Source organism: Zwartia hollandica, assembly GCF_019923725.1.
GTDB lineage: Bacteria > Pseudomonadota > Gammaproteobacteria > Burkholderiales > Burkholderiaceae_B > Zwartia > Zwartia hollandica.
On record NZ_JAHXRI010000006.1, the window covers coordinates 1 to 20686 of the forward strand.

Consider the following 20686-nt stretch of genomic DNA (forward strand, 5'->3'; position numbering starts at 1 on the left):
AAGACTTGGGACTCCTTAGGCCGTCCACTGCCGGGGCGTCGCAATATCGTCATCAGCCGAGATCACGCCAAAGCAGCGACTGGCGCCGAATTTGTCACCAGTCTGGATGAAGCGGTAAGACGGCTCGCACCAAATGAGCACGCCTATATCATCGGTGGCGCGCAAATCTACCAGCAGGCACTCCCCCTCGTCGACCATGTGATCGCTACCGAAGTCAAAGCTGTTGTGGAGGGCGATGCATTTTTCGCGGCGCTCGACACTTCCCAGTGGAAAGAGGTCTCACGCGTCAGCCAACCACCCGAGAATGGCCTAGCCTACGATATTGTGCAGTACGATCGTCGCGCAGTCCCCCTCAATTAATACAACCCGCACTACGGACGCCATCGTCATGAAGAAAAAACAAATCGGTACAGCGGGCTTAATTGCCGCCGTAGCGTTTGTATATGCTGGGTTAAGCTGGCAGGCTGGAATGCACATTGAAGGGCAGTCCAAAGCTGCCGCCCAATCAATCAATGTCTCTTTAGCCCGTAGTTGGTCCGAGCAAGTCCAGCTTTCCCTACGCAGCTATGATCGGGGCATATTTTCGAGCCGGGCAGTCTACGCACTGACACTCACAAACCAGAGCAAGCAGGCTGAGCAACGTGAAATTCTCTGGTCGAATCAAATACAACACGGTCCATTTCCCTGGTCTCGCTTGCAAACTGGAGACCTGTCTGTCTCGGGTGCAGTGATTCAAACCACTGTACTGAAGAACCCAACAACCGAAGCCTTGTTCGATGCCACAGGTGGGCGATCACCGGTAACAGGCACAACGCACATTTCTCGGGAGGGTATTGCAACGCTTCGGTGGACGATTCTTCCCTTTGACTACACCCAAGACTCCCTGCGCATAAAGCTTGGCACCGCCGAACTTTATGCGCGTATCGGACCAAGCTTTAGTTTTTTCAAAAGTAACGGTAGCCTCGATGGTGTCACGCTCAGCGATGGCAAGTTAGCGTTTGAAGTCAAGGGTCTGCAACTAACGACCGATACTCAAGCGACGAAAGCAGGAGTTCAAACAGGGACACGCGACCTCCGCATTGGTACTCTATCCTGGGCTTCACTCGACGCTTCAAGTCTTGGTTTACAAAAATTTTCCTTGCATACCGATCTACGTGAAGCGAATGGATTACTCGGCGGTATCACAACCGCCGAAGCTAGCACGCTGAAACTGAACGAAAAGGTATGGGGAGAGTTTAATCTCTCGCTCGGCTATGAGAAGCTGAACGGAAGTGCCCTGCGTGCTCTCTTGGACTTCCAAGACGGCTATTTGCTTCGCAAGTTTCTAGGCCTAGCCCCTAGCGAGTCAGCAGCTGCGGCTGACACCAAGAAACTCTGGCAGCATATTGCGGTTTTAAGCAAAACAAGTCCAACGTTGAGTTTGAGCCCGCTTAGTTGGAAGAATTCTCAAGGTCGCAGCCAACTCGCCCTTTCTTTTACCTTAAATCCCTCGGAACCTAACTCCGGAGGCATTGGTTTACAGGGAGCGCCTCTCAAAGAGCTTGATGCGACACTTAGCCTGTCAACACCTATGCTCAATGCGGTGTATGCACAAGCCCTTCAAACGCCTGGAGCAAACACAACCCAAGTCAAAAACAAAGCAGAACAAGAAGTACGTAAACTGCTTGAGCAGGCCTCTCAACTGAAGCTCGGTCGCGCGCAAAACAACAAACTAGTTGCGCATTTGAATATTCAGGACGGAGACTTTAGATTAAACGGTCAACGCACACCAAGCGAGCCGCTCATGAAGTGGCTACGGACGACACTGCCGAGCGGCTGGTTAGCAGAGCGCTCTTCTGCGGTTCAAGAGTCTCCGGACGAGAACGTGTCAATTAAACATTTAGATCCAGCCGTACTGACTGGCCTGCTTAGCGCTTCCGATTTCACTTACGACGAGATTAAAGACAAGGACGGTGATCGTGTACTCAAGATTGGCACCGCTGAAACTGGCGCTGAAAAGATTGAGTTCATTTTTGTCGGCTGTGGCGATGACCGTACTTGCGAAGATGTACTCATGCGAGCCACCTTCCCGAAAAATCCCCACGTCGCGCTCAATGCAATCAATGAGTGGAATCAACGTAACCGTTGGGCGCGCGCCTTTTTGAACGATGCAGAACAGGCTGTACTAGAAATGGATATCAGCGCCTATGGGGGCATTGAACGCGATGCGCTGGAAACAATGGTCGACAACTTCTTTAAGTTGCTTCGCGAGTTTTCTAAAAGCCTATCCGCCGAAAGAAAGTAACGCAGCGCTTCAACGAAAATACGATGACAAAAAATCACCCGCTTATAAGCGGGTGATTTTTATAGTGTTACAACAAAGCCTTCAAGCATAGGCTTCGACTGGGAGGCAAGCGCAAACCAGATTACGGTCACCCCATGCATTATCAACACGCCCAACCGGCGGCCAATACTTGGCATCCCGTAGACTAGCAACCGGATAGGCAGCTTGCTGACGGGGGTAGTCGTGATGCCATTCCTCAGCCAGTAACATCTTGGCTGTGTGCGGTGCATTCTTCAACACGTTGTCACTGCGATCTCTTTCACCACGCTCAATTTGTGCAATCTCCGCACGGATTGAGATCATGGCGTCCACAAAGCGATCAAGCTCGGCTAAGCCCTCAGACTCCGTTGGCTCGACCATCAGCGTACCAGCTACCGGAAAGCTCATGGTGGGGGCATGAAATCCATAGTCCATCAAACGCTTGGCGATATCTTCGGCAGTGACGCCCGAGGACTCTTTGATGTCGTGTATGTCCAAGATGCACTCATGCGCCACCCGTCCATTACGACCGGTGTACAGCACGGGATAGTGCCCTGCAAGCTTACGTGCGACGTAGTTCGCGCTCAGGATCGCGACCTCCGTAGCGCGACGCAAGCCTTCGGCGCCCATTAAGGAAATGTAGACAAACGGGATAGGTAAGATACTGGCCGAGCCAAACGGTGCAGCCGAAACAGGCCCCACAGCAGCACCTTGAGCCATCGTACCTTTCTCGCCCACGACACCAGGCAGGAAGGGTGCGAGATGGCTTTTCACGCCAACAGGTCCCACACCTGGTCCGCCTCCGCCATGCGGGATGCAGAAGGTTTTGTGTAGATTCAAATGCGACACATCCGACCCAAACTTACCAGGCTGTGCCACGCCAACCATCGCGTTCATGTTCGCGCCGTCCATATACACCTGGCCACCGGCGTCGTGAATCATTTCGCAAATATTGGTGATCGACTCTTCAAACACGCCGTGCGTCGATGGATATGTCACCATCAAAGCAGCCAAGCGCTCACCCACTTTCGCGATCTTTGCCTTCAGGTCGTCAAGATCGACGTTGCCGTCAGCGTCCGAAGCGACCACGACCACTTCCATACCTACCATGTTGGCCGAAGCAGGATTGGTTCCATGCGCTGAGGATGGAATCAAACAGACATCGCGCTGATGTTGACCATTTGCACGGTGGTATGCCCGAATGGCGAGCAGACCTGCATATTCGCCTTGAGCTCCAGAGTTAGGTTGAAGGCTAATCGCATCGTACCCCGTGATCTCGCAGAGGTCCTTGGACAAGCGCTCAATCATCTGATCGTAACCTTTGGTCTGGTCCGCCGGAGCGAACGGGTGAATCAGCGCAAACTCAGGCCAAGTGACAGGGATCATTTCTACGGTTGCGTTGAGCTTCATCGTGCAAGAACCCAACGGGATCATGGTGCGATCCAAGGCGAGGTCTTTGTCGGACAGTTTGCGCAAGTATCGCAACATATCCGTCTCAGATTGGATGCTAGAGAACACAGGATGGCTGAGGATCGCGCTCTTTCGCTGTAACGCTGTCGGGACTCCAGGCAAGCCCACAACAGAGGCTGCGAGTGACGGTGCTGTTTTGGAAGCAACCGAAGCGAACAACCCTACAAGCTGCGCGAGATCGCCGCTCGTGACCGTCTCATCGAGTGAAATGCTCAGCTGCACTGCGCTAACGTGGCGCAGATTAATTCTTGCTAGTCGAGCCGCAGCCAGAATTTTGTCTGTCTGTGCACCAGTTTCTAACAACAACGTGTCGAAGTAAGTTGTGTTTGCGACATTAACACCCAAGCCAACAAGCGCCTGTCGCAGCAGCGAGGTGGCCTGGTTCACACGTGTAGCAATGGCCACAACACCCCGTGGGCCGTGCCACAGCGCATACATGCTCGCCATGACCGCCAACAAAACCTGCGCGGTACAAATATTAGAAGTCGCTTTTTCACGGCGGATATGTTGCTCTCGCGTTTGCAAGGCAAGGCGCAACGCAGAGTCTCCTTGGGCATCTTTCGAGATACCAACGAGACGACCTGGCATGTTGCGTTTGAACGCATCTTTACAGGCCATAAAACCCGCATGCGGACCACCAAAGCCAAAGGGAACGCCAAACCGTTGTGCAGAACCGATTGCAATGTCAGCACCCCAATGGCCAGGGGGCTCAAGTAGCGCTAACGCAAGCAAGTCCGTCGCGCAGGCAACCACTCCACCTTGTGCATGCACTTGCTCAGTCAGTGCACGATAGTCAGAGACAGCCCCCAATGAGTGCGGGTATTGCACCAGCAGTCCAAAACAGGCCGGAACCCCTTTGCTTTCGTCTCCGACAACGACGTCAATGTCTAGACCGTCTGCGCGAGTACGAATCACCTCAATCGTTTGCGGATGACAGTGTTGCGAAACAAAAAACACCTTGCTTTCAACATGCGACGCACGTCGTGCCAAGGTCATCGCTTCTGCCGCAGCGGTGCCCTCGTCAAGCAACGACGCGTTGGCAATATCCAATCCTGTCAGGTCTGCAACCATCGTCTGATAGTTCAGAATGGCTTCCAAGCGCCCTTGAGAGATTTCAGGCTGATAAGGCGTATACGCCGTGTACCAAGCGGGGTTCTCAAGAATATTGCGCAAAACCACATTAGGGGTGTGCGTTCCGTAATAACCTTGCCCAATGTAATTACGAAAAACCTGATTCTGCCCAGCAATTTTCTTCATCTCGGCCAACACATCAGCCTCTGCGCGAGGCGCTGGCAAATTGAGCTCTCGCGACATGCGGATGTTTGCAGGTACGACCTCCTGCATCAAAGACTCGATGCTCGGCGCACCTACGGCAGCCAGCATCGTCTGCTGATCTTGGTCGCCCGGGCCAATATGGCGCGGAATAAATTCGTGTGAAGTATTGAATACGTTAGACATGATGGGCGCCTTAGCTCGCGTCAGCAACAGCCTGATAACCGGCGGCGTCGAGCAGGCCCTCGATATCAGCCGCGTTATTGGCTTTCAGTTTAAAAATCCAAGTGTTGTAAGGACTTGCGTTAATTGTTTCAGGCGCATCATTCAGTGCCTCGTTAAAAGCCACCACTTCGCCAGATACTGGGGCATAAATGTCAGAGGCTGCCTTGACGGACTCTACGACACCAGCCGTCGCACCCGCCGCCAGCTTAGCGCCCACGCGCACATCGCCTACGAAAACCAAATCACCCAACTGCTCCTGCGCCGGACCTGTGATACCCACCAGCATGACGTCGCCGTCTGCCTTAATCCATTCGTGTGTGCTGGCGTATTTGCGATCGCTAGGAATGCTCATAAAGATCTCCTGAAAATTTCGTGAATATGAATGATGATAGGAATACTGAATGCGTTAAATCAAGGATGCACAACCGGCTGCCCGTTCCGTACAAATGGAAGCTTGCACGCTTGCGCGGGCACCCATTTACCTCGGATATCGATCTCCACAGCATCCCCCGCAGCAATGCCTTGAGGCAATCTCGCAAAACCAATGGAGTAACCAAGGGTCGGGGACATCGTGCCACTCGTGACTTCACCAAGTCCTTTGGCTGTGCGCACTGTCATGTGTGCTCGCATCACGCCGCGATCCAACAGCTTCAGGCCGATGAAGGTACGGGGATCTGAAAACTGCTTGATGGCCTTACTTCCAATGAAGTGACGGTCTGCATCCTTGGTCGACACGGTCCATGTCAGGCCTGCTTGGTTAGGGTGAATCAATTCGTCCATGTCCTGACCGTAGAGATTCATACCCGCTTCTAGTCGTAACGTGTCACGCGCACCCAAGCCACAGGGTTGCACTTGCTGGGCCACCAGCTCTTTCCAAAGCAACTCCACCTGATCGGCGGGAACAACAATCTCAAAACCATCTTCGCCGGTATAGCCCGTGCGCGCGACCATCGTGTCAGGTGCTACACGTGCACCAACAAACACGCCCAGCTCCTGCGTGACGGCTTTCCACTGTGGTCGAGCGGCCCATACTTTGGCGCGCGCGTTGGGTCCTTGCACGGCAACCATTGCGAGATCTTTGCGCGCCGTAATCGTGACTGCGAGTCCTTCAGCGGCCGCCACACGCTGCATCCAAGCGATATCTTTGTCAGCCGTGCCGGCGTTCACCACAAGACGCCAATCGGTGGGCGAAAAAAAATAGACGATCAAATCATCGATTACCCCGCCCTGGGGATTCAACATACAGGAGTAGAGCGCTTTGCCTGGTTGGGTAAGCTTGGCCACATCATTTGCAATCAATCGCCGCAAAAAAACTGTGGCGTCCGCTCCAGCGACATCCACATTCAGCATATGAGACACATCAAACATCCCAGCATCTCGACGCACTGCATGGTGCTCTTCAATTTGTGAACCGTAGTTCACAGGCATATCCCAGCCACCAAAATCAACCATGCGTGCGCCCGCGGCAACATGGGTTGCGGCCAAGGGCGTGCGTTTTAAAACAGCAGACATGAAAAAGCTCCGGAACAGAGTTCAAAGGGCGTAGCACCCAGCCCGCGTGCTGTGCAAAGCAGCGCAGACGAATGCGACGATACGCCCCTCTGTCCTTTTGCCTGAGAGTTGCCCCGCTTTAACGCGGGTGTGCACCTTCGGCGCCCGTTTTGACCATCTGCGGTCGCGGGTCTCTCCAGAGTGATGTGCTGATGCGCATGATTCTTGTACGCATCAATGCAAGCTACGGTATGGGGGGCCTGAGCGATTCTGGGCGAATTGCGCCTTCGGCGGCATCTTACCCGTCTGGGTTAGACGGCAAATACTCTCTCCCGCAACATGCGTTCACAACGGGATCAGCATACCGCGAAATCAAGGGTTACAACAACTCAAAATGAGTAGGGTCAAGTCAGCCCTCGCCCGCAGGCAGCTGCTGAGGACCACGCCCACTGGAAGTTATAGCCACCAAGCCAACCGGTTACGTCGACGACTTCACCGATGAAATGTAAACCCGGCACCGCTTTAGCCTGCATCGTGCGCTGGTCCAGCCCACGGGTGTCAACCCCACCGCGCATTACCTCAGCCTTTTTGTAACCTAACGTCCCGTTAGGTGTAACTGCCCAACCCTTAATCCGTGCGGCGAGCTCCCGTAATATGCGGTCTGGTAGGTCTGCAATCCGGCTGGCAGCCAAGTCTCCAAGCCACTGCTCAGAGAGCCGTTTGGGCCACAGACTCGCCAACAGGTTACCTAGCTGCTGACGTCCACCGGCTTTCGCTTCAAGCAATAGCGCTTCCATATCTATATCAGGGGCTAAATCCAAGCTAATTGGCTCACCTGGCTGCCAGTAACTGGAAATCTGCAAAATACCCGGTCCAGACAGACCCTTATGGGTAAACAACACATCCTCTAGGAAGGCAGGCATCCGTCGCCCCAGCCCGGTCGAAACGACAGAGGGAATCGCAAGTCCGGCCAAATCCACCAATGATTGCCATTCCTCGCCATTAAAGGTCAGCGGGACTAACGCCGGCCGCGGCTCAATAACTTTCAGACCAAATTGGCGGGCAAGCTTTAGGCCGAAGTCCGTCGCACCGAGTTGCGGAATCGCCAGGCCGCCTGTAGCAATCACAAGATTGCGACACTGCACTTGCCCTTGGTCTGTTCGCAAGACGAAGTTCTGGGCGCTCGCATCCTCGCCTTGGCTCACCTCACTGACTGAACAAGGCATCATCCAATGCACACCGGCGTCGTCGCACTCAGCCCGTAGCATTTCAATGATCAGTTCACTGCTCTGGTCACAAAACAGTTGGCCCTTATGCTTCTCATGCCAAGCAATGCCATGACGATCCACCATCGCAATGAAATCTTGGGGGGTGAAACCAGCCAATGCAGACTTACAAAAGTGCGGATTGGCTGAAATGAAGTGCTCGGCTGCCACCACGCGATTCGTAAAGTTGCAACGACCTCCGCCGGAGATACGAATTTTTTCGGCGAGCTTCTCGGCATGATCCAGCAGCACGACGCGCATGCCGCGCTGACCAGCCACAGCCGCACACATCATGCCTGCGGCACCAGCCCCAATTACCGCTACATCAAAGAGCGGCACGGGGTGAACTCGGGGGCATTGTGTGTCGCGACACTATTCTTCAATCAAACAGTCAACGTAGAAACGCTTCTCGCCATCCGCATCCGTCTCTTCACCAAGCCCATGAATATAAGTTTCAAAGCCCGGGAATTTTTGATTAAACGAACGTGCAAACTGAAGGTACTGCACAATCGTCTTGTTGAAACGCTCGCCGGGAATCAGCAGAGGAATGCCTGGCGGATAGGGAGTTAACAGCACGCCCGTGACTCGCCCTTCGAGTTGATCAATCGAAACACGCTCGACCTCGCGGTGCGCCATCTTGGCAAAGGCATCAGAAGGCTTAAGCGCGGGAATCATGTCACTCAAATACATTTCTGTCGTTAAGCGCGCCACGTCATGTTTTTTGTATTCAGCATGAATCAACTGGCACAAGTCACGCAAGCCCATGCGCTCATATTGGCGATGTTCTTTGCAGAAGTCAGGCAAGATCCGCCACATCGGCTGATTACGATCGTAGTCATCCTTGAACTGCTGTAATGCAGTTAAGAGCGTGTTCCATCGTCCTTTGGTGATTCCGATCGTAAACATAATGAAGAACGAATACAGACCCGTCTTCTCAACGACCACGCCATGTTCAGTCAGAAATCGCGACACAAGGGCAGCCGGTATCCCGGTCTCGCCGAAGGTGCCATCCATGTTCAACCCAGGGGTGACGAGCGTCGCCTTAATCGGGTCCAACATGTTGAAGCCGTCAGCCAAATCGCCGAAACCATGCCAGTGGTCATTGGACTGCAATATCCAATCTGACTGCTCACCCACACCGTGCGCGGCGAGATAATCGGGCCCCCAGACCGTGAACCACCAATCGTCGTCGCCAAACTCTAGGTCGACCTTGCGCATCGCACGTCGGAAATCGAGAGCCTCGCGAATACTTTCTTCGACCAACGCGGTACCACCAGGGGCTTCCATCATCGCAGCTGCCACATCGCAAGAAGCGATGATGGCGTACTGGGGCGAAGTAGACGTGTGCATTAAGTAGGCTTCATTGAAAATATTGCGATCGAGCTTCCGTGTCTCGGACTCTTGCACAATAATTTGTGATGCCTGCGAAATACCCGCTAACAACTTATGTGTGGAGTGCGTCGCAAACACCATCGCCTTCGGGCTGCGAGGGCGGTTGGGCCCAATCGCATGCATGTCCTGATAGAACCGGTGGAACGCCGCATGCGGCAACCATGCTTCATCAAAGTGCAAGGTATCGACCATATTGCCAAGTTTGGCCTTGATCATTTCAACGTTGTAAATCACACCGTCGTAAGTGCTTTGCGTTAAGGTCAAAATACGCGGTTTTTTATCCTTGACCTTGCGCGCGAATGGATTCGCATCAATTTTCTTCTGAATACTCTCTGGCTCAAACTCAGCCAAGGGGATTGGACCAATAATGCCCATGTGATTGCGCGTAGGACGCAGGAAAACAGGGATCGCACCTGTCATCGTTATCGCGTGCAGAATCGATTTGTGGCAATTGCGATCCACCACCACAATATCGTCCGCCGCAACGTTCGCATGCCAAACAACCTTATTCGAGGTCGATGTGCCGTTTGTCACAAAGTAACAATGATCCGCGTGGAAGATGCGTGCCGCATTTAATTCAGATTCTGCAATCGGCCCTGTGTGATCTAGTAACTGACCAAGCTCATCAACGGCATTACAAACGTCAGCACGCAACATGTTTTCACCAAAGAACTGGTGGAACATCTGACCGACCGGACTCTTTAAGAATGCCACGCCGCCCGAGTGTCCGGGGCAGTGCCACGAATAGGAGCCATCCTGGGCATACTTAACGAGCTCACGAAAGAAGGGTGGTGCCAAACTGTCTATATAGCTGCGCGCCTCGCGGATGATGTGACGCGCAACAAACTCAGGCGTGTCTTCAAACATGTGAATGAAGCCATGCAACTCGCGCAAAATGTCATTGGGGATGTGCTCGGACGTGCGTGTTTCGCCATACAGATAAATTGGAATATCCGCGTTGCGGAATCGCAATTCGCCGATGAACGTACGGAGATTTTTGATGGCTCCAGCCACATCTTCCGGAGAATCCACATCAAACTCTTCATCATCGATCGACAAAATAAATGCACTGGCGCGGCTTTGTTGTTGGGCGAAGGAACTCAAATCGCCGTAACTCGTCACGCCGATGACTTCCATACCCTCCGCTTCAATTGCGGACGCTAACGCACGGACCCCAAGACCTGAGGCATTCTCAGATCGGTAGTCTTCATCAATAATGAAAATTGGAAAGCGAAATTTCATGCGAACAGCTCCGCAAGTGAACTAAGGGTGAAAAGAATCAAGTGCTAGGTCCGCCAATCGAATTCGGAGTATCCCGCTGAGCGTTAAGTGCGCGGCAACGTGACGCCGCGCTGGCCCTGATACTTGCCACCGCGGTCCTTGTAAGACGTCGAACACACCTCATCGCTTTCGAAGAAGAGCATTTGCGCACAACCTTCACCCGCATAAATCTTGGCGGGCAAGGGAGTTGTATTTGAGAACTCTAACGTCACGTGCCCCTCCCACTCCGGCTCGAGTGGGGTGACGTTCACGATAATTCCGCATCGGGCGTAAGTGCTCTTGCCCAGACAAATCGTCAACACACTGCGAGGAATTCGAAAAAACTCTACGGTGCGCGCCAAGGCAAACGAGTTAGGCGGAATAATACAAATATCGCCTTTGAAGTCGACAAATGACTTCTCGTCGAAGTTTTTTGGATCGACAATCGTTGAATTGATATTGGTAAAAATCTTGAATTCGTCGGCACAGCGGACGTCGTAGCCATAGCTGCTGGTGCCGTAACTTACGATGCGGCCTGACTCGTTCGAGCGAACCTGACCAGGCTCAAAGGGCTCGATCATGCCCTCTGACTGCGCCACGCGGCGGATCCAGTTGTCGCTTTTTATACTCATGACCGAACGCCTCAAAATTGAAAGTCGAGAGCGCGGATTTTACCCCCGTCCTGTTGCAGATGGTGAGGGTAAGCCACAAACGGCCAACAATTAGGTTCGCTTGACCGAAATCACCCCAAACTTCTCACTCAAGTCCTTCGGCAGTGTTGCAATTTTTGCAGCTAACTTGTCTGCTATTTGACGATAGATACGCCCTGCATCGCTTTGCGGTTCAGACACCACTGTGGGGCGGCCACCATCCGCGCGCTCACGGATCGCCATCGATAGAGGCAAGCTTCCCAAGCAGGGGACGTTGTAATCCTGCGACATGCGCTGGGCTCCGCCCTCACCGAAGATATGCTCGGCATGCCCACACTTACTGCAGATATGAATCGCCATGTTCTCAACAATGCCTAGGACCGGCACGTTGACCTTTTCAAACATCTTTAACCCTTTGCGAGCGTCCAAGAGCGCCAGATCCTGCGGTGTAGTCACTATCACCGCCCCCACGACGGGAACTTTTTGCGATAGCGTCAGCGCGATGTCGCCCGTTCCAGGCGGCATATCAATCACCAGGTAGTCCAAGTCATCCCAATTCGTCGCGCGCAACAACTGCTCAAGCGCTTGGGTCACCATGGGACCTCGCCAAATCGCAGGCGAGTCTTCGCTGAGCATGAACCCAATGGAATTCGTCTGCAGTCCATGACCGATTACCGGGGTCATACTCTTGCCATCTGAGCTCTCGGGTCGCTGCGACACGCCGAGCAAGATCGGAACGCTTGGTCCATAAATATCAGCGTCGAGCAGGCCTACCCTCGCGCCCGCAGCCTTGAGGGCCAAGGCAAGGTTCACGGCGGTCGTGCTTTTTCCCACACCGCCCTTACCCGAGGCCACTGCAATAATGTTGCGCACACCAGGAACGCGCTGTACTCCCGCCTGAATCGCATGGGGCACGACGTTGACCGAGACCAGCACATCTGGATCGGGTACGCCCAAAGCCTTCAGCGCAGCAACCACTCCTAGCTGAATTCCTTGAAGGTATCCCTCAGCCGGGTAGTAGCCTAAGACTACCTGAACACTGACGCGTATGCCCGCGATCTGAATCTGCGTGTCTTTGACTAAGGCTGAAATAGATTGCCCGGTATTGGCATCAACCAGTTGCTCTAGCGCCGCACGCACGTCTACTAGCGTTACACTCATCATTATTCCTTGATCGTATTTGTTTGAAACTAGCCCACGTGTCCCACATCATCAAATTACTGCGCAGTGCACTCCAAACAGCACTCTTCATCGTTGTGACGGTGTTAGGACTCGCTATGGCCTTCATTTTTGTCCTGTCCACGATTTTTGCCATCGCTATTCTAGTCATTGTGGCGCGGGTGCGAGGCAAACCTTTCGAAGTCAGAGAATACTGGAAGACGCGTCAATCACAACGTAAATCCACTCCCGCCTCAGGTCCTTTCGCCAACAAAGACGTCACAGACGTCGAAGTGCGCGACATTCGCTGAGACGATAGCGGTCATGACGCAGCCAACTCGCAACGTCAGTCTTTTTGAGCTTTTTCGAGGTTTTGCCACGATTGGCCTACTTGGCTTTGGCGGAGTGGCTGCGATCTCGCGACATATCATCGTCGAAAAAAGCCAATGGCTCTCTGAAAAAGAATACGCCACCATTCTAGGCATGGGTCAGGTCCTTCCTGGCCCGAACGTCGTGAACGCCTCCGTTGTCATAGGCGATCGCTTTCAAGGCGTTAAAGGGTCACTAATCAGTGTGTTGGGACTCATGGTTCCGCCCATCTGCATTCTGCTGATTCTTGCGAGCCTGTACGACAATTTTTCACACCTCCAGGGCGTAAATGTGGCCCTGATCGGAGGAGCCGCGGCGGCCGCCGGAATGATTATCGGCACAGGTCTAAAAATGGCTCAAAAAATCAAACCCGGTGTGGCTGGTTGGCTCATCATCGTCGCGGTCCTAGTAAGTATCCTGGTTTTAAAGTGGCCCTTGGTTTATGTGGTGCTTGGTCTGATTCCTTCAGCACTCGCACTGACCTATTGGCTTAGCAAAAAATGATCGATGTGAATGTCCTGTTGCAGCTAGCAAAGACCTTTGCGTCGCTATCGCTTGTTGCCATTGGTGGGGCCAACGCTGTGTTTCCTGCCTTGCGACAGGCGATCGTTGAAAACATGGCCTGGATGGACGATGGCACTTTTCTCCAGCTATTTGCCATCGCACAAATCACGCCCGGCCCTAACGTTGTTGTCGTGAGCCTACTAGGCTGGCAAATCGCCGGGCTTCCAGGCCTATTGGTGGCAACCGTTTCAATGGTTTTGCCGGCGGCCATCCTCGCGTTTGCTGTGGGACGGATTGCCAACCAAGTCGCGGGTTCCGCAGGCTTTAAGCTGGCACAAAAGGCCTTAGTCCCCCTTGCCATCGGCCTACTGATTGCGGGGGGCTTAGACTTGGCCATCGCAGCACCAGGTGGATGGTTTATCTCGGTTTTAGTCGCAGTCAGCGCGCTCAGTGTCATCTACACCAAGGCCAATCCCATTTGGGGCATGGCGGCGAGCACAATTGCCGCCCTGGCCGTCCATTACTCGGGCCTAGTACAACTGCTTTAAAATCGTGGGATTGCCCTTCCACGCCTCGTCCTAAGTTGCCCATGCCTCGTACACTATTCGTCACCACTGCGTTACCGTACGCCAACGGATCCTTCCACATCGGCCACATCATGGAGTACATCCAAGCCGACATCTGGGTTCGAGCGATGCGCATGGCCGGACACACCGTACATTTTGTCGGGGCAGATGACACCCATGGCGCCCCCATTATGCTCAAGGCGGAGGCAGAGGGCATCACTCCTCAGCAGTTGGTGGCACGAATCGCCGCCGAACGACCACAGTATTTGAGCGGCTTTCACATTGCTTTTGATCATTGGCACTCAACAGACTCGCCAGAGAACGTGGAGCTTTCCCAAGACATCTACCGTAAGCTGCGCGCTGCCGATCTAATTGAAACGCGCGAGATTGAGCAGTTCTTTGACCCGGTCAAAGGGATGTTCTTGCCTGATCGTTACATCAAAGGTGAATGCCCGAAATGCCATGCAAAAGATCAGTATGGGGACTCCTGCGAAGTGTGCGGAGCCGTCTACGCGCCGACAGATTTAGTTGACCCCTACTCGACACTTACCAATGCAAGACCTGTCCTAAAAAAATCAGATCACTTTTTTTTCAAACTGTCTGATCCGCGTTGCGTCGAGTTTTTACAAGAGTGGACGACCGGCGCTAACGCGCAAGGCTCAAAACGCTTACAAGCAGAAGTCTTGGCAAAGACTCGCGAATGGCTTGGCAACGGAGATGAGCAGGCAAACCTCGGCGACTGGGATATTTCAAGGGACGCACCCTACTTCGGTATTGAAATTCCGGATGCGCCTGGCAAATACTTTTACGTCTGGCTCGATGCTCCCATTGGGTACCTCGCCTCACTCAAAGCATACTGCGCCAAAGTCAATCTGGATTTCGATGCGCTCATTGACCCTGCAAGTGACACTGAACAAGTGCACTTCATCGGTAAAGACATCGTCTATTTTCACGCTCTTTTCTGGCCAGCCACTTTGAAGTTTTCTGGTCGTAAAGTGCCTGACCAACTCAATGTGCATGGCTTTATCACCGTGAGCGGTGAAAAAATGTCTAAGAGTCGAGGAACCGGGATTTCACCCTTACGGTACCTCGAGCTGGGAATGAACGCCGAATGGATGCGCTACTACATCGCAGCCAAACTTAATGCGCGCGTAGAAGATATCGACTTCAATCCAGACGATTTCGTGGCACGCGTCAACAGCGATCTGGTCGGCAAATACGTCAACATCGCAAGCCGTGCTGCGAACTTCATCAGCAAACACTTTGATGGTGCACTCGGATATTCTGGCGATGCTGCCAAGCTCAGTGCTCACTGGCAAAGCGCGACAAACGCCATACAAGCCGATATCGAGGCGCGTGAATTCGGTCGTGCCATCCGCGAAATCATGGCGCACGCTGATCAGATTAATCAGGCTTTTGATGCCGCGCAACCTTGGCTGATCGCCAAGACGCTGGCCCAAGCTGACACAACCCAACGCGAAGCGCTGCAACATATCTGTTCGTCTGCCCTAGCCGGTTTCAAGGCACTCTCGGTCATGTTATCGCCAATTTTGCCGGCACTTTCCCAGCGCGTCGCGACCGAACTCTTTGGGCTGACTCGCAACTTTGTCTGGTCTGACGCAGGCGTTCTGCCAACGCGTATCAATACGTTCAAGCATTTAATGCAACGCGTAGAGCCCACGATGCTTGACGCATTATTCGAGGCGCCCGCCCCAGAAGCTGCACCCCAAGCAGCTGCGCTCGTACCTGGCGGCGAGCCGATTGCGGAAATCATCACGATTGATGACTTTGTCAAAATTGATTTGCGTGTTGCTCGGATCGTAAATTGCGAGCACGTTGAAGGATCAACCAAGCTGCTGCGTTTAACACTGGATGTCGGCGAAGGCCGTCATCGCAACGTGTTTTCGGGTATCAAATCCGCCTATGAGCCTGCGCAACTTATTGGTCGACTCACAGCGCTCGTTGCGAATCTCGCGCCACGTAAGATGAAGTTTGGCGTGTCAGAGGGCATGGTGCTTGCCGCAAGCCATGCCGACGCCAACGCTGACGCAGGAATCTACCTACTCGACCCGGCCTCTGGCGCACAGCCCGGGATGCGCATTCGTTAAACCGGCTGAGGGCTAAGCGTCGCATCCACACTGCGGCGCTCATCAAAGACAAAGCAGTTACCTTCATAGCCCACGCCACCCGTTTCCTCAAAGTATTTCAAAATTCCTCCATCGAGCTGGTAGACGTTTTCTACACCCACATCGCCCATAAAAATCGCTGCCTTCTCGCAGCGAATACCGCCCGTACAAAAACTGATCACAGTCTTACCTGCAAGCTCGTCTTTATGGTCAAGCACCGCTTGCGGAAATTCAGTGAACTTTGAAAGGCCCCAATTGATCGCACCTTTAAAGGTACCCGCCTGCACTTCAAAGTCATTGCGCGTATCCAACAAGACAACTGGCCGGCCAACATCATCCTTACCTTCAGCAATCCATCGTGCGGCAGTCTGTGCGTCAACCGCTGGGGCTCGCCCAGCCTGAGGACGGATTGTCGGATGATTCATCCGAATGATTTCTTTCTTGATTTTGATCAGAAGTTTTTTGAAAGGCACCTCTTGAGAATTACTGTACTTCACTTCCAAATCGGCGAAAGCCACATCCGTGCGCAACCACGCCAAAAAGCCCTCAATACCCGCCTGTGAACCAGCTAAAAATAAATTAATGCCTTCCGAAGTCAACAGGACAGTCCCCTTGAGCGCCAACGCCTGCGCCTGCAGCAGCACTTCCGCTTTGCGTTGCTCTAGGTCGGCAAGCCCGACAAACTTATAGGCAGCAATATTGATAATTTGGGTCATAAGTCGAATAAAAAGAAATGCTTGAGTGTCTAAAATATATTAAATTGACAACGGATTTGATTCATTTTATGCCCACGGAGAGGATGATGAGGTTTCTCAGATTAATCGCGGCCACTGTTTTAACGATCGCCTCGTACCAAGCGCAAGCGTGGGAATATCGTACCCGTACCGATCAAATGCGTGGCACCACGACCCGCTTTGCCGAAACCACCAGCACCAACAAGGTTAACTTTAGCGCGCCATACGCCGGCGGCTCAAGCTTGGATTTAACTGTCCGCGAGCGCTCACAGGACGGCTTAAATATCCTTTTCATTATTAGCAAAGGACAGTTCAAATGCAGCGGGGGCTGTAAGTTCTTTGCCCGCTTCGACGAGGGAAAGATTTTCACGATCGCAGCCACCGGTGCATCTAGTGGAAGTATGGACACCATTTTTGTAGAAGACGAGGCGCCATTTTTGGCTGAGTTGCGCAACTCTCGCCGTCTGATCGTTGAAATGGAGTTTTTTCAAGAGGGCTCAAACCAGTTCATTTTTAATACTGCCAATCTGAAGTGGTAATTATCTGAGCGCTTAAAAATACTGGAGCGGGTGATGGGAATCGAACCCACGCTTGAGGCTTGGGAAGCCGCCGTTCTACCATTGAACTACACCCGCACTTAAACTTGCTGGCAATCATTATACGAGATGCCTCTCAGCAACCAAGATTCCGGCGACACACACTACAATGTCAGCCATGGAAATACTGCTCAACGGTCAGCCTAAAACGCTCCCCGACTCAATCTCTCTTGCCACACTAATCGATCAACTCGGCTTCGCTGGCAAGCGAATTGCAGTTGAGCGAAATGGCGAAATTGTGCCCAAAAGCACCTATGCAACGGTTCTACTCGCCTCGGCGGACCGGTTAGAAATTGTCGTCGCTGTGGGAGGTGGTTAATGCATCCGCAACATATTCGCAGCTTCGTTAATCGTCGCAGCCACATGACACAAGGGCAGCAGCAAGCCTTAGACACTTACCTAGACAAATGGTCGATTGCCTATCGCTGCGAACGGCTCGATCTGAATCAAGCCTTTGGACGATCAGCACCCCCCATTCTAGAAATTGGTTTCGGCATGGGGGAAACGACAGAACAGATTGCTTTAGCAAGACCGCAGGATAATTTTTTAGGTGTTGAGGTTTTCAATGCCGGCGTTGGCGCGTTATTAAAGCGGATCGAGGCCTCTGCGCTTCAGAATATCCGAATCATTCAACATGATGCTGTTGAAGTCCTGCGAGATATGATCGCGCCAAATTCTCTGGCGGGAGTTCACATTTATTTTCCAGATCCTTGGCCAAAAAAACGTCATCACAAAAGACGTTTAATACAACCACCACTGATCGAGTTATTGTCGAGCCGAATGGCTCCGGGCGCCTACTTGCATTGTGCAACCGACTGGGAGCATTACGCACTGCAAATGCTGGAGGTACTTTCTGCAGAGCCTAGCCTTACAAACACTGCTGAAAACTTTGCTCCGCGTCCAGATTTTCGACCTCTCACAAAATTTGAAAATCGCGGGATCCGCTTAGGTCATGGCGTGTGGGATCTAATCTTCAAAAAACGCTAAAGCACGCGCTGTCTTTACCTAGCCTATCTTCCAAAACCGCCAAGTTTGGCCAGATTTTTCATGCCGCCCATGGCACGCATCATCTTCGCCATTCCGCCCTTTTTCATTTGCTTCATCATCCCTTGCATCTGCTCGAACTGATTAAGCATACGATTGACTTCCTGCACCGGCACTCCCGCCCCCGTGGCGATACGACGCTTACGTGACGCCTTGAGAAGTTCAGGTTTTGCGCGCTCCTGTGGTGTCATCGAATTCAAAATGCCTTCAGTACGACGCAGCTGTTTATCAGCCTGTCCACTTTGCAATTGACCCGCTGCTTGCGCAAACTGCGCGGGAAGTTTTTCTAGCAAAGATCCCATATCGCCCATTTTTTTGACCTGAGCGAGCTGATCACGAAAATCATTGAGATCGAACTTATCGCCCGACTTCATCTTGGCCGCGAGCTTTTGTGCCTCGGCTACGTCGATATTCTTTTGGGCTTGTTCGACCAATGAAACGATGTCGCCCATCCCCAGCACGCGTTGCGCCATGCGTTCTGCGTGGAAAGGCTCCAGACCATCAAGCTTTTCAGATACGCCGACAAACTTTAGGGGCTTGCCTGTAACGTGCCTGACCGACAATGCCGCACCACCGCGAGCATCACCATCTAATTTGGTTAATACAACACCCGTTAGCGGCAAAGCGTCACCAAATGCACGCGCCGTATTGACAGCGTCTTGGCCCTGCATCGCATCAACAACGAACAGCGTTTCGATAGGATTCAAGACACTATGCAGCATCTTGATTTCTTGCATCATCGCCTCGTCGATACCAAGGCGACCGGCCGTATCGACAATCAGCACATCAAAATGGTGGCGCTTTGCGTAATCGAGGGCTGAGCGGGCAATATCTTCAGGCTTTTGGGACGCATCCGACGCAATCCACTCAACTCCAACCTGCACAGCGACTGTCTTTAACTGTTCAATCGCAGCAGGTCGATAGACGTCAGCGCTGACTACAGCCACCTTTTTCTTACCGGTCTTGCGGCCGTACTGGACGTGGTCACCTGCGGACAACCAGCGCGCCAGCTTACCGGTCGTCGTTGTTTTACCCGCCCCTTGCAAACCAGCCATCAAAATGACCGCTGGAGGCTGCATGGCCAGTGACAATTCACTGGCTTCTGGACCCAAGTCACCACCCATCAAGGCAGTGAGCTCCTGGTGCACTACGCCGACTAGCGCTTGCCCGGGCGACAGGCTACCGACAACCTCCTCGCCAAGCGCTTTTTCTTTTACCTTGGCGACGAAGTCCCTAACGACAGGCAAAGAAACGTCTGCCTCGAGAAGCGCCAATCGCACCTCGCGTAGCATCTCCTGCGTATTGGTTTCCGTTAAGCGCGCCTCGCCGCGAATCGTTTTTACGACACGCGATAGGCGTTGGGTAAGATTTTCAAGCATGGTGGCGGTTTCGCTTTACACTAGACACATGTCTTCCGCTATTGTATTTCACTCTTTAGCCGCGTTTGCCTACGCCGTCTTAGCCTTGGTGCTCTGGCGCTCTCTAGCCTCTGGCAAACCGGTGATTCAAGTTGGTCGCTCTGCCCGCTTAGGCTTGCTGTCGGCAATTATTTTGCACGCTATTGCCCTTTACTTCGCCATTCTTGAAGAAAATCATCTGAAATTAAGCTGGTCCCTCGCCCTTTCTGCCTCCGTTTGGCTAGGCATGATCATCTTCTGGCTAGAAAGTCTGATTATCCGGATTGATGGCTTGCAACTCCTTTTATTACCCGCCGGCGCTCTCATTTGCCTCGTGGCTGCCATGTTTCCAAAAGCGCAGCTACTCGCCCACGCCAACGATGCGGGTCTTAGGCTGCACCTGTTGATTGCCTTATGTGCTTACGCACTGGTCACGATCTCAGCGCTACAAGCCATGATGATGGCCGCACTGGACCATCGCCTGCATTTCCCTCGCGAATCTAGCCCATCACAGACAAAACTTCGAAGCGCAGTCGGGCGACTTTTAGACGCGCAACCACCGCTGCTCGCCCAAGAACAAATCCTTTTCCGCGTGATTTGGATCGCTTTTGCCGCACTCACCTTCACGGTCTTGTCTGGCTCGATGATTTCACTCCAACTGACCGGAAAATGGTTACCGCTTGACCATAAAACGATTTTTACGCTCCTATCTTGGATTACCTTTGGTATCCTGTTAGCTGGGCGCTATGCGCGCGGCTGGCGCGGGCGAATCGCGCTACGCTATACATTAGTTGGATTCGCCTTTATCGTGCTTGCCTACACAGGTAGCCGTTTTGTGGTTGAAGTGATCTTACAGAGAAACTGA

Annotated in this window: 18 protein-coding genes, 1 tRNA gene, 1 pseudogene and 2 riboswitches; of the genes and pseudogenes, 10 read left to right on the forward strand and 10 right to left on the reverse strand. The window is 52.9% G+C overall.

Annotated elements, in window-relative coordinates:
* Window positions 1-360, forward strand: a 360-nt coding sequence (locus KZZ10_RS03240) for a dihydrofolate reductase (protein WP_259660074.1), incomplete at its 5' end; no start/stop codon positions are given.
* Between the two features lie 28 nt (window positions 361-388).
* Window positions 389-2284 (forward strand): DUF945 family protein, encoded by a 1896-nt coding sequence (locus KZZ10_RS03245; protein ID WP_259660075.1) that lies wholly within the window; start codon window positions 389-391, stop codon window positions 2282-2284.
* Between the two features lie 81 nt (window positions 2285-2365).
* Here the strand turns inward: KZZ10_RS03245 and gcvP are convergent, their stop codons facing one another.
* From gcvP to apbC, 7 genes are all read right to left on the reverse strand, one after another.
* A complete protein-coding gene (gcvP, locus tag KZZ10_RS03250) occupies window positions 2366-5230 on the reverse strand; it encodes an aminomethyl-transferring glycine dehydrogenase (RefSeq protein ID WP_259660076.1) in 2865 nt (954 codons plus the stop codon).
* 10 nt (window positions 5231-5240) lie between these two features.
* Window positions 5241-5621, reverse strand: a complete 381-nt coding sequence (gene gcvH, locus KZZ10_RS03255; RefSeq protein ID WP_259660077.1) for a glycine cleavage system protein GcvH — start codon at window positions 5619-5621, stop codon at window positions 5241-5243.
* A gap of 59 nt (window positions 5622-5680) precedes the next feature.
* Complete coding sequence (gene gcvT / locus KZZ10_RS03260) at window positions 5681-6781, reverse strand: glycine cleavage system aminomethyltransferase GcvT (RefSeq protein ID WP_259660078.1); 1101 nt, start codon at window positions 6779-6781, stop codon at window positions 5681-5683.
* 79 nt (window positions 6782-6860) lie between these two features.
* Window positions 6861-6970: riboswitch (glycine riboswitch) on the reverse strand.
* A gap of 27 nt (window positions 6971-6997) precedes the next feature.
* A riboswitch (glycine riboswitch) is annotated at window positions 6998-7105 on the reverse strand.
* Between the two features lie 59 nt (window positions 7106-7164).
* Window positions 7165-8364, reverse strand: a complete 1200-nt coding sequence (locus KZZ10_RS03265) for a BaiN/RdsA family NAD(P)/FAD-dependent oxidoreductase (RefSeq protein ID WP_259660079.1) — start codon at window positions 8362-8364, stop codon at window positions 7165-7167.
* Window positions 8365-8397: 33 nt separating this feature from the next.
* Window positions 8398-10659 (reverse strand): arginine/lysine/ornithine decarboxylase, encoded by a 2262-nt coding sequence (locus KZZ10_RS03270; RefSeq protein ID WP_259660080.1) that lies wholly within the window; start codon window positions 10657-10659, stop codon window positions 8398-8400.
* An 83-nt stretch (window positions 10660-10742) separates the two neighbouring features.
* Window positions 10743-11309, reverse strand: a complete 567-nt coding sequence (gene dcd, locus KZZ10_RS03275; protein WP_259660081.1) for a dCTP deaminase — start codon at window positions 11307-11309, stop codon at window positions 10743-10745.
* Between the two features lie 90 nt (window positions 11310-11399).
* Entirely contained in the window at window positions 11400-12488 is a 1089-nt protein-coding gene (apbC, locus tag KZZ10_RS03280; RefSeq protein WP_259660082.1) for an iron-sulfur cluster carrier protein ApbC, read from the reverse strand.
* Window positions 12489-12526: 38 nt separating this feature from the next.
* Between apbC and KZZ10_RS03285 the strand changes: the two genes are divergently transcribed.
* The 4 genes from KZZ10_RS03285 to metG are packed head-to-tail and all read left to right on the forward strand — an operon-like array spanning window position 12527 to window position 16032.
* Window positions 12527-12796, forward strand: a complete 270-nt coding sequence (locus KZZ10_RS03285) for a hypothetical protein (RefSeq protein WP_259660083.1) — start codon at window positions 12527-12529, stop codon at window positions 12794-12796.
* A gap of 13 nt (window positions 12797-12809) precedes the next feature.
* Window positions 12810-13358, forward strand: a complete 549-nt coding sequence (locus KZZ10_RS03290) for a chromate transporter (protein ID WP_259660084.1) — start codon at window positions 12810-12812, stop codon at window positions 13356-13358.
* Window positions 13355-13906 carry a chromate transporter gene (locus tag KZZ10_RS03295; protein WP_259660085.1) on the forward strand — a complete coding sequence of 184 codons (552 nt, stop codon included), beginning with the start codon at window positions 13355-13357 and terminating at the stop codon, window positions 13904-13906. Before KZZ10_RS03290 ends, KZZ10_RS03295 begins: the two co-directional genes overlap by 4 nt.
* A 41-nt stretch (window positions 13907-13947) precedes the next feature.
* Window positions 13948-16032: a methionine--tRNA ligase gene (gene metG / locus KZZ10_RS03300; protein WP_259660086.1), complete on the forward strand. Its 2085-nt coding sequence runs from the start codon at window positions 13948-13950 to the stop codon at window positions 16030-16032.
* On the opposite strand, the gene KZZ10_RS03305 is transcribed toward metG, so the two are convergent.
* Window positions 16029-16766, reverse strand: a complete 738-nt coding sequence (locus KZZ10_RS03305) for a sulfurtransferase (protein WP_259660087.1) — start codon at window positions 16764-16766, stop codon at window positions 16029-16031. The two genes, metG and KZZ10_RS03305, sit on opposite strands and share 4 nt — an antisense overlap.
* A gap of 83 nt (window positions 16767-16849) precedes the next feature.
* Here KZZ10_RS03305 and KZZ10_RS03310 point away from each other — a divergent pair, with 83 nt between their 5' ends.
* A complete protein-coding gene (locus KZZ10_RS03310; protein WP_259660088.1) occupies window positions 16850-17323 on the forward strand; it encodes a hypothetical protein in 474 nt (157 codons plus the stop codon).
* 22 nt (window positions 17324-17345) lie between these two features.
* Here the strand turns inward: KZZ10_RS03310 and KZZ10_RS03315 are convergent.
* Window positions 17346-17419 (reverse strand) — tRNA-Gly (locus tag KZZ10_RS03315).
* Between the two features lie 79 nt (window positions 17420-17498).
* Between KZZ10_RS03315 and thiS the strand changes: the two genes are divergently transcribed.
* Window positions 17499-17699, forward strand: a complete 201-nt coding sequence (gene thiS, locus KZZ10_RS03320) for a sulfur carrier protein ThiS (protein ID WP_259660089.1) — start codon at window positions 17499-17501, stop codon at window positions 17697-17699.
* A gap of 11 nt (window positions 17700-17710) precedes the next feature.
* Window positions 17711-18367 (forward strand): annotated as a pseudogene (trmB, locus tag KZZ10_RS03325) (tRNA (guanosine(46)-N7)-methyltransferase TrmB); the annotation flags it as partial.
* A gap of 23 nt (window positions 18368-18390) precedes the next feature.
* On the opposite strand, the gene ffh reads toward trmB, so the two are convergent.
* Entirely contained in the window at window positions 18391-19803 is a 1413-nt protein-coding gene (gene ffh / locus KZZ10_RS03330; RefSeq protein ID WP_259660091.1) for a signal recognition particle protein, read from the reverse strand.
* A gap of 28 nt (window positions 19804-19831) precedes the next feature.
* Here ffh and KZZ10_RS03335 point away from each other — a divergent pair, with 28 nt between their 5' ends.
* Entirely contained in the window at window positions 19832-20686 is an 855-nt protein-coding gene (locus tag KZZ10_RS03335) for a cytochrome C assembly family protein (protein ID WP_259660092.1), read from the forward strand.

Excerpts from the sequence above, each read along its gene's own strand:
- KZZ10_RS03245 (WP_259660075.1), top strand. The coding sequence starts at position 389 with ATGAAGAAAAAACAAATCGGTACAGCGGGCTTAATTGCCGCCGTAGCG.
- gcvP (WP_259660076.1), bottom strand. The coding sequence starts at position 5,230 with ATGTCTAACGTATTCAATACTTCACACGAATTTATTCCGCGCCATATT.
- gcvH (WP_259660077.1), bottom strand. The coding sequence starts at position 5,621 with ATGAGCATTCCTAGCGATCGCAAATACGCCAGCACACACGAATGGATT.
- gcvT (WP_259660078.1), bottom strand. The coding sequence starts at position 6,781 with ATGTCTGCTGTTTTAAAACGCACGCCCTTGGCCGCAACCCATGTTGCC.
- KZZ10_RS03270 (WP_259660080.1), bottom strand. The coding sequence starts at position 10,659 with ATGAAATTTCGCTTTCCAATTTTCATTATTGATGAAGACTACCGATCT.
- dcd (WP_259660081.1), bottom strand. The coding sequence starts at position 11,309 with ATGAGTATAAAAAGCGACAACTGGATCCGCCGCGTGGCGCAGTCAGAG.
- apbC (WP_259660082.1), bottom strand. The coding sequence starts at position 12,488 with ATGAGTGTAACGCTAGTAGACGTGCGTGCGGCGCTAGAGCAACTGGTT.
- KZZ10_RS03290 (WP_259660084.1), top strand. The coding sequence starts at position 12,810 with ATGACGCAGCCAACTCGCAACGTCAGTCTTTTTGAGCTTTTTCGAGGT.
- KZZ10_RS03295 (WP_259660085.1), top strand. The coding sequence starts at position 13,355 with ATGATCGATGTGAATGTCCTGTTGCAGCTAGCAAAGACCTTTGCGTCG.
- metG (WP_259660086.1), top strand. The coding sequence starts at position 13,948 with ATGCCTCGTACACTATTCGTCACCACTGCGTTACCGTACGCCAACGGA.
- KZZ10_RS03305 (WP_259660087.1), bottom strand. The coding sequence starts at position 16,766 with ATGACCCAAATTATCAATATTGCTGCCTATAAGTTTGTCGGGCTTGCC.
- KZZ10_RS03310 (WP_259660088.1), top strand. The coding sequence starts at position 16,850 with ATGATGAGGTTTCTCAGATTAATCGCGGCCACTGTTTTAACGATCGCC.
- thiS (WP_259660089.1), top strand. The coding sequence starts at position 17,499 with ATGGAAATACTGCTCAACGGTCAGCCTAAAACGCTCCCCGACTCAATC.
- ffh (WP_259660091.1), bottom strand. The coding sequence starts at position 19,803 with ATGCTTGAAAATCTTACCCAACGCCTATCGCGTGTCGTAAAAACGATT.
- KZZ10_RS03335 (WP_259660092.1), top strand. The coding sequence starts at position 19,832 with ATGTCTTCCGCTATTGTATTTCACTCTTTAGCCGCGTTTGCCTACGCC.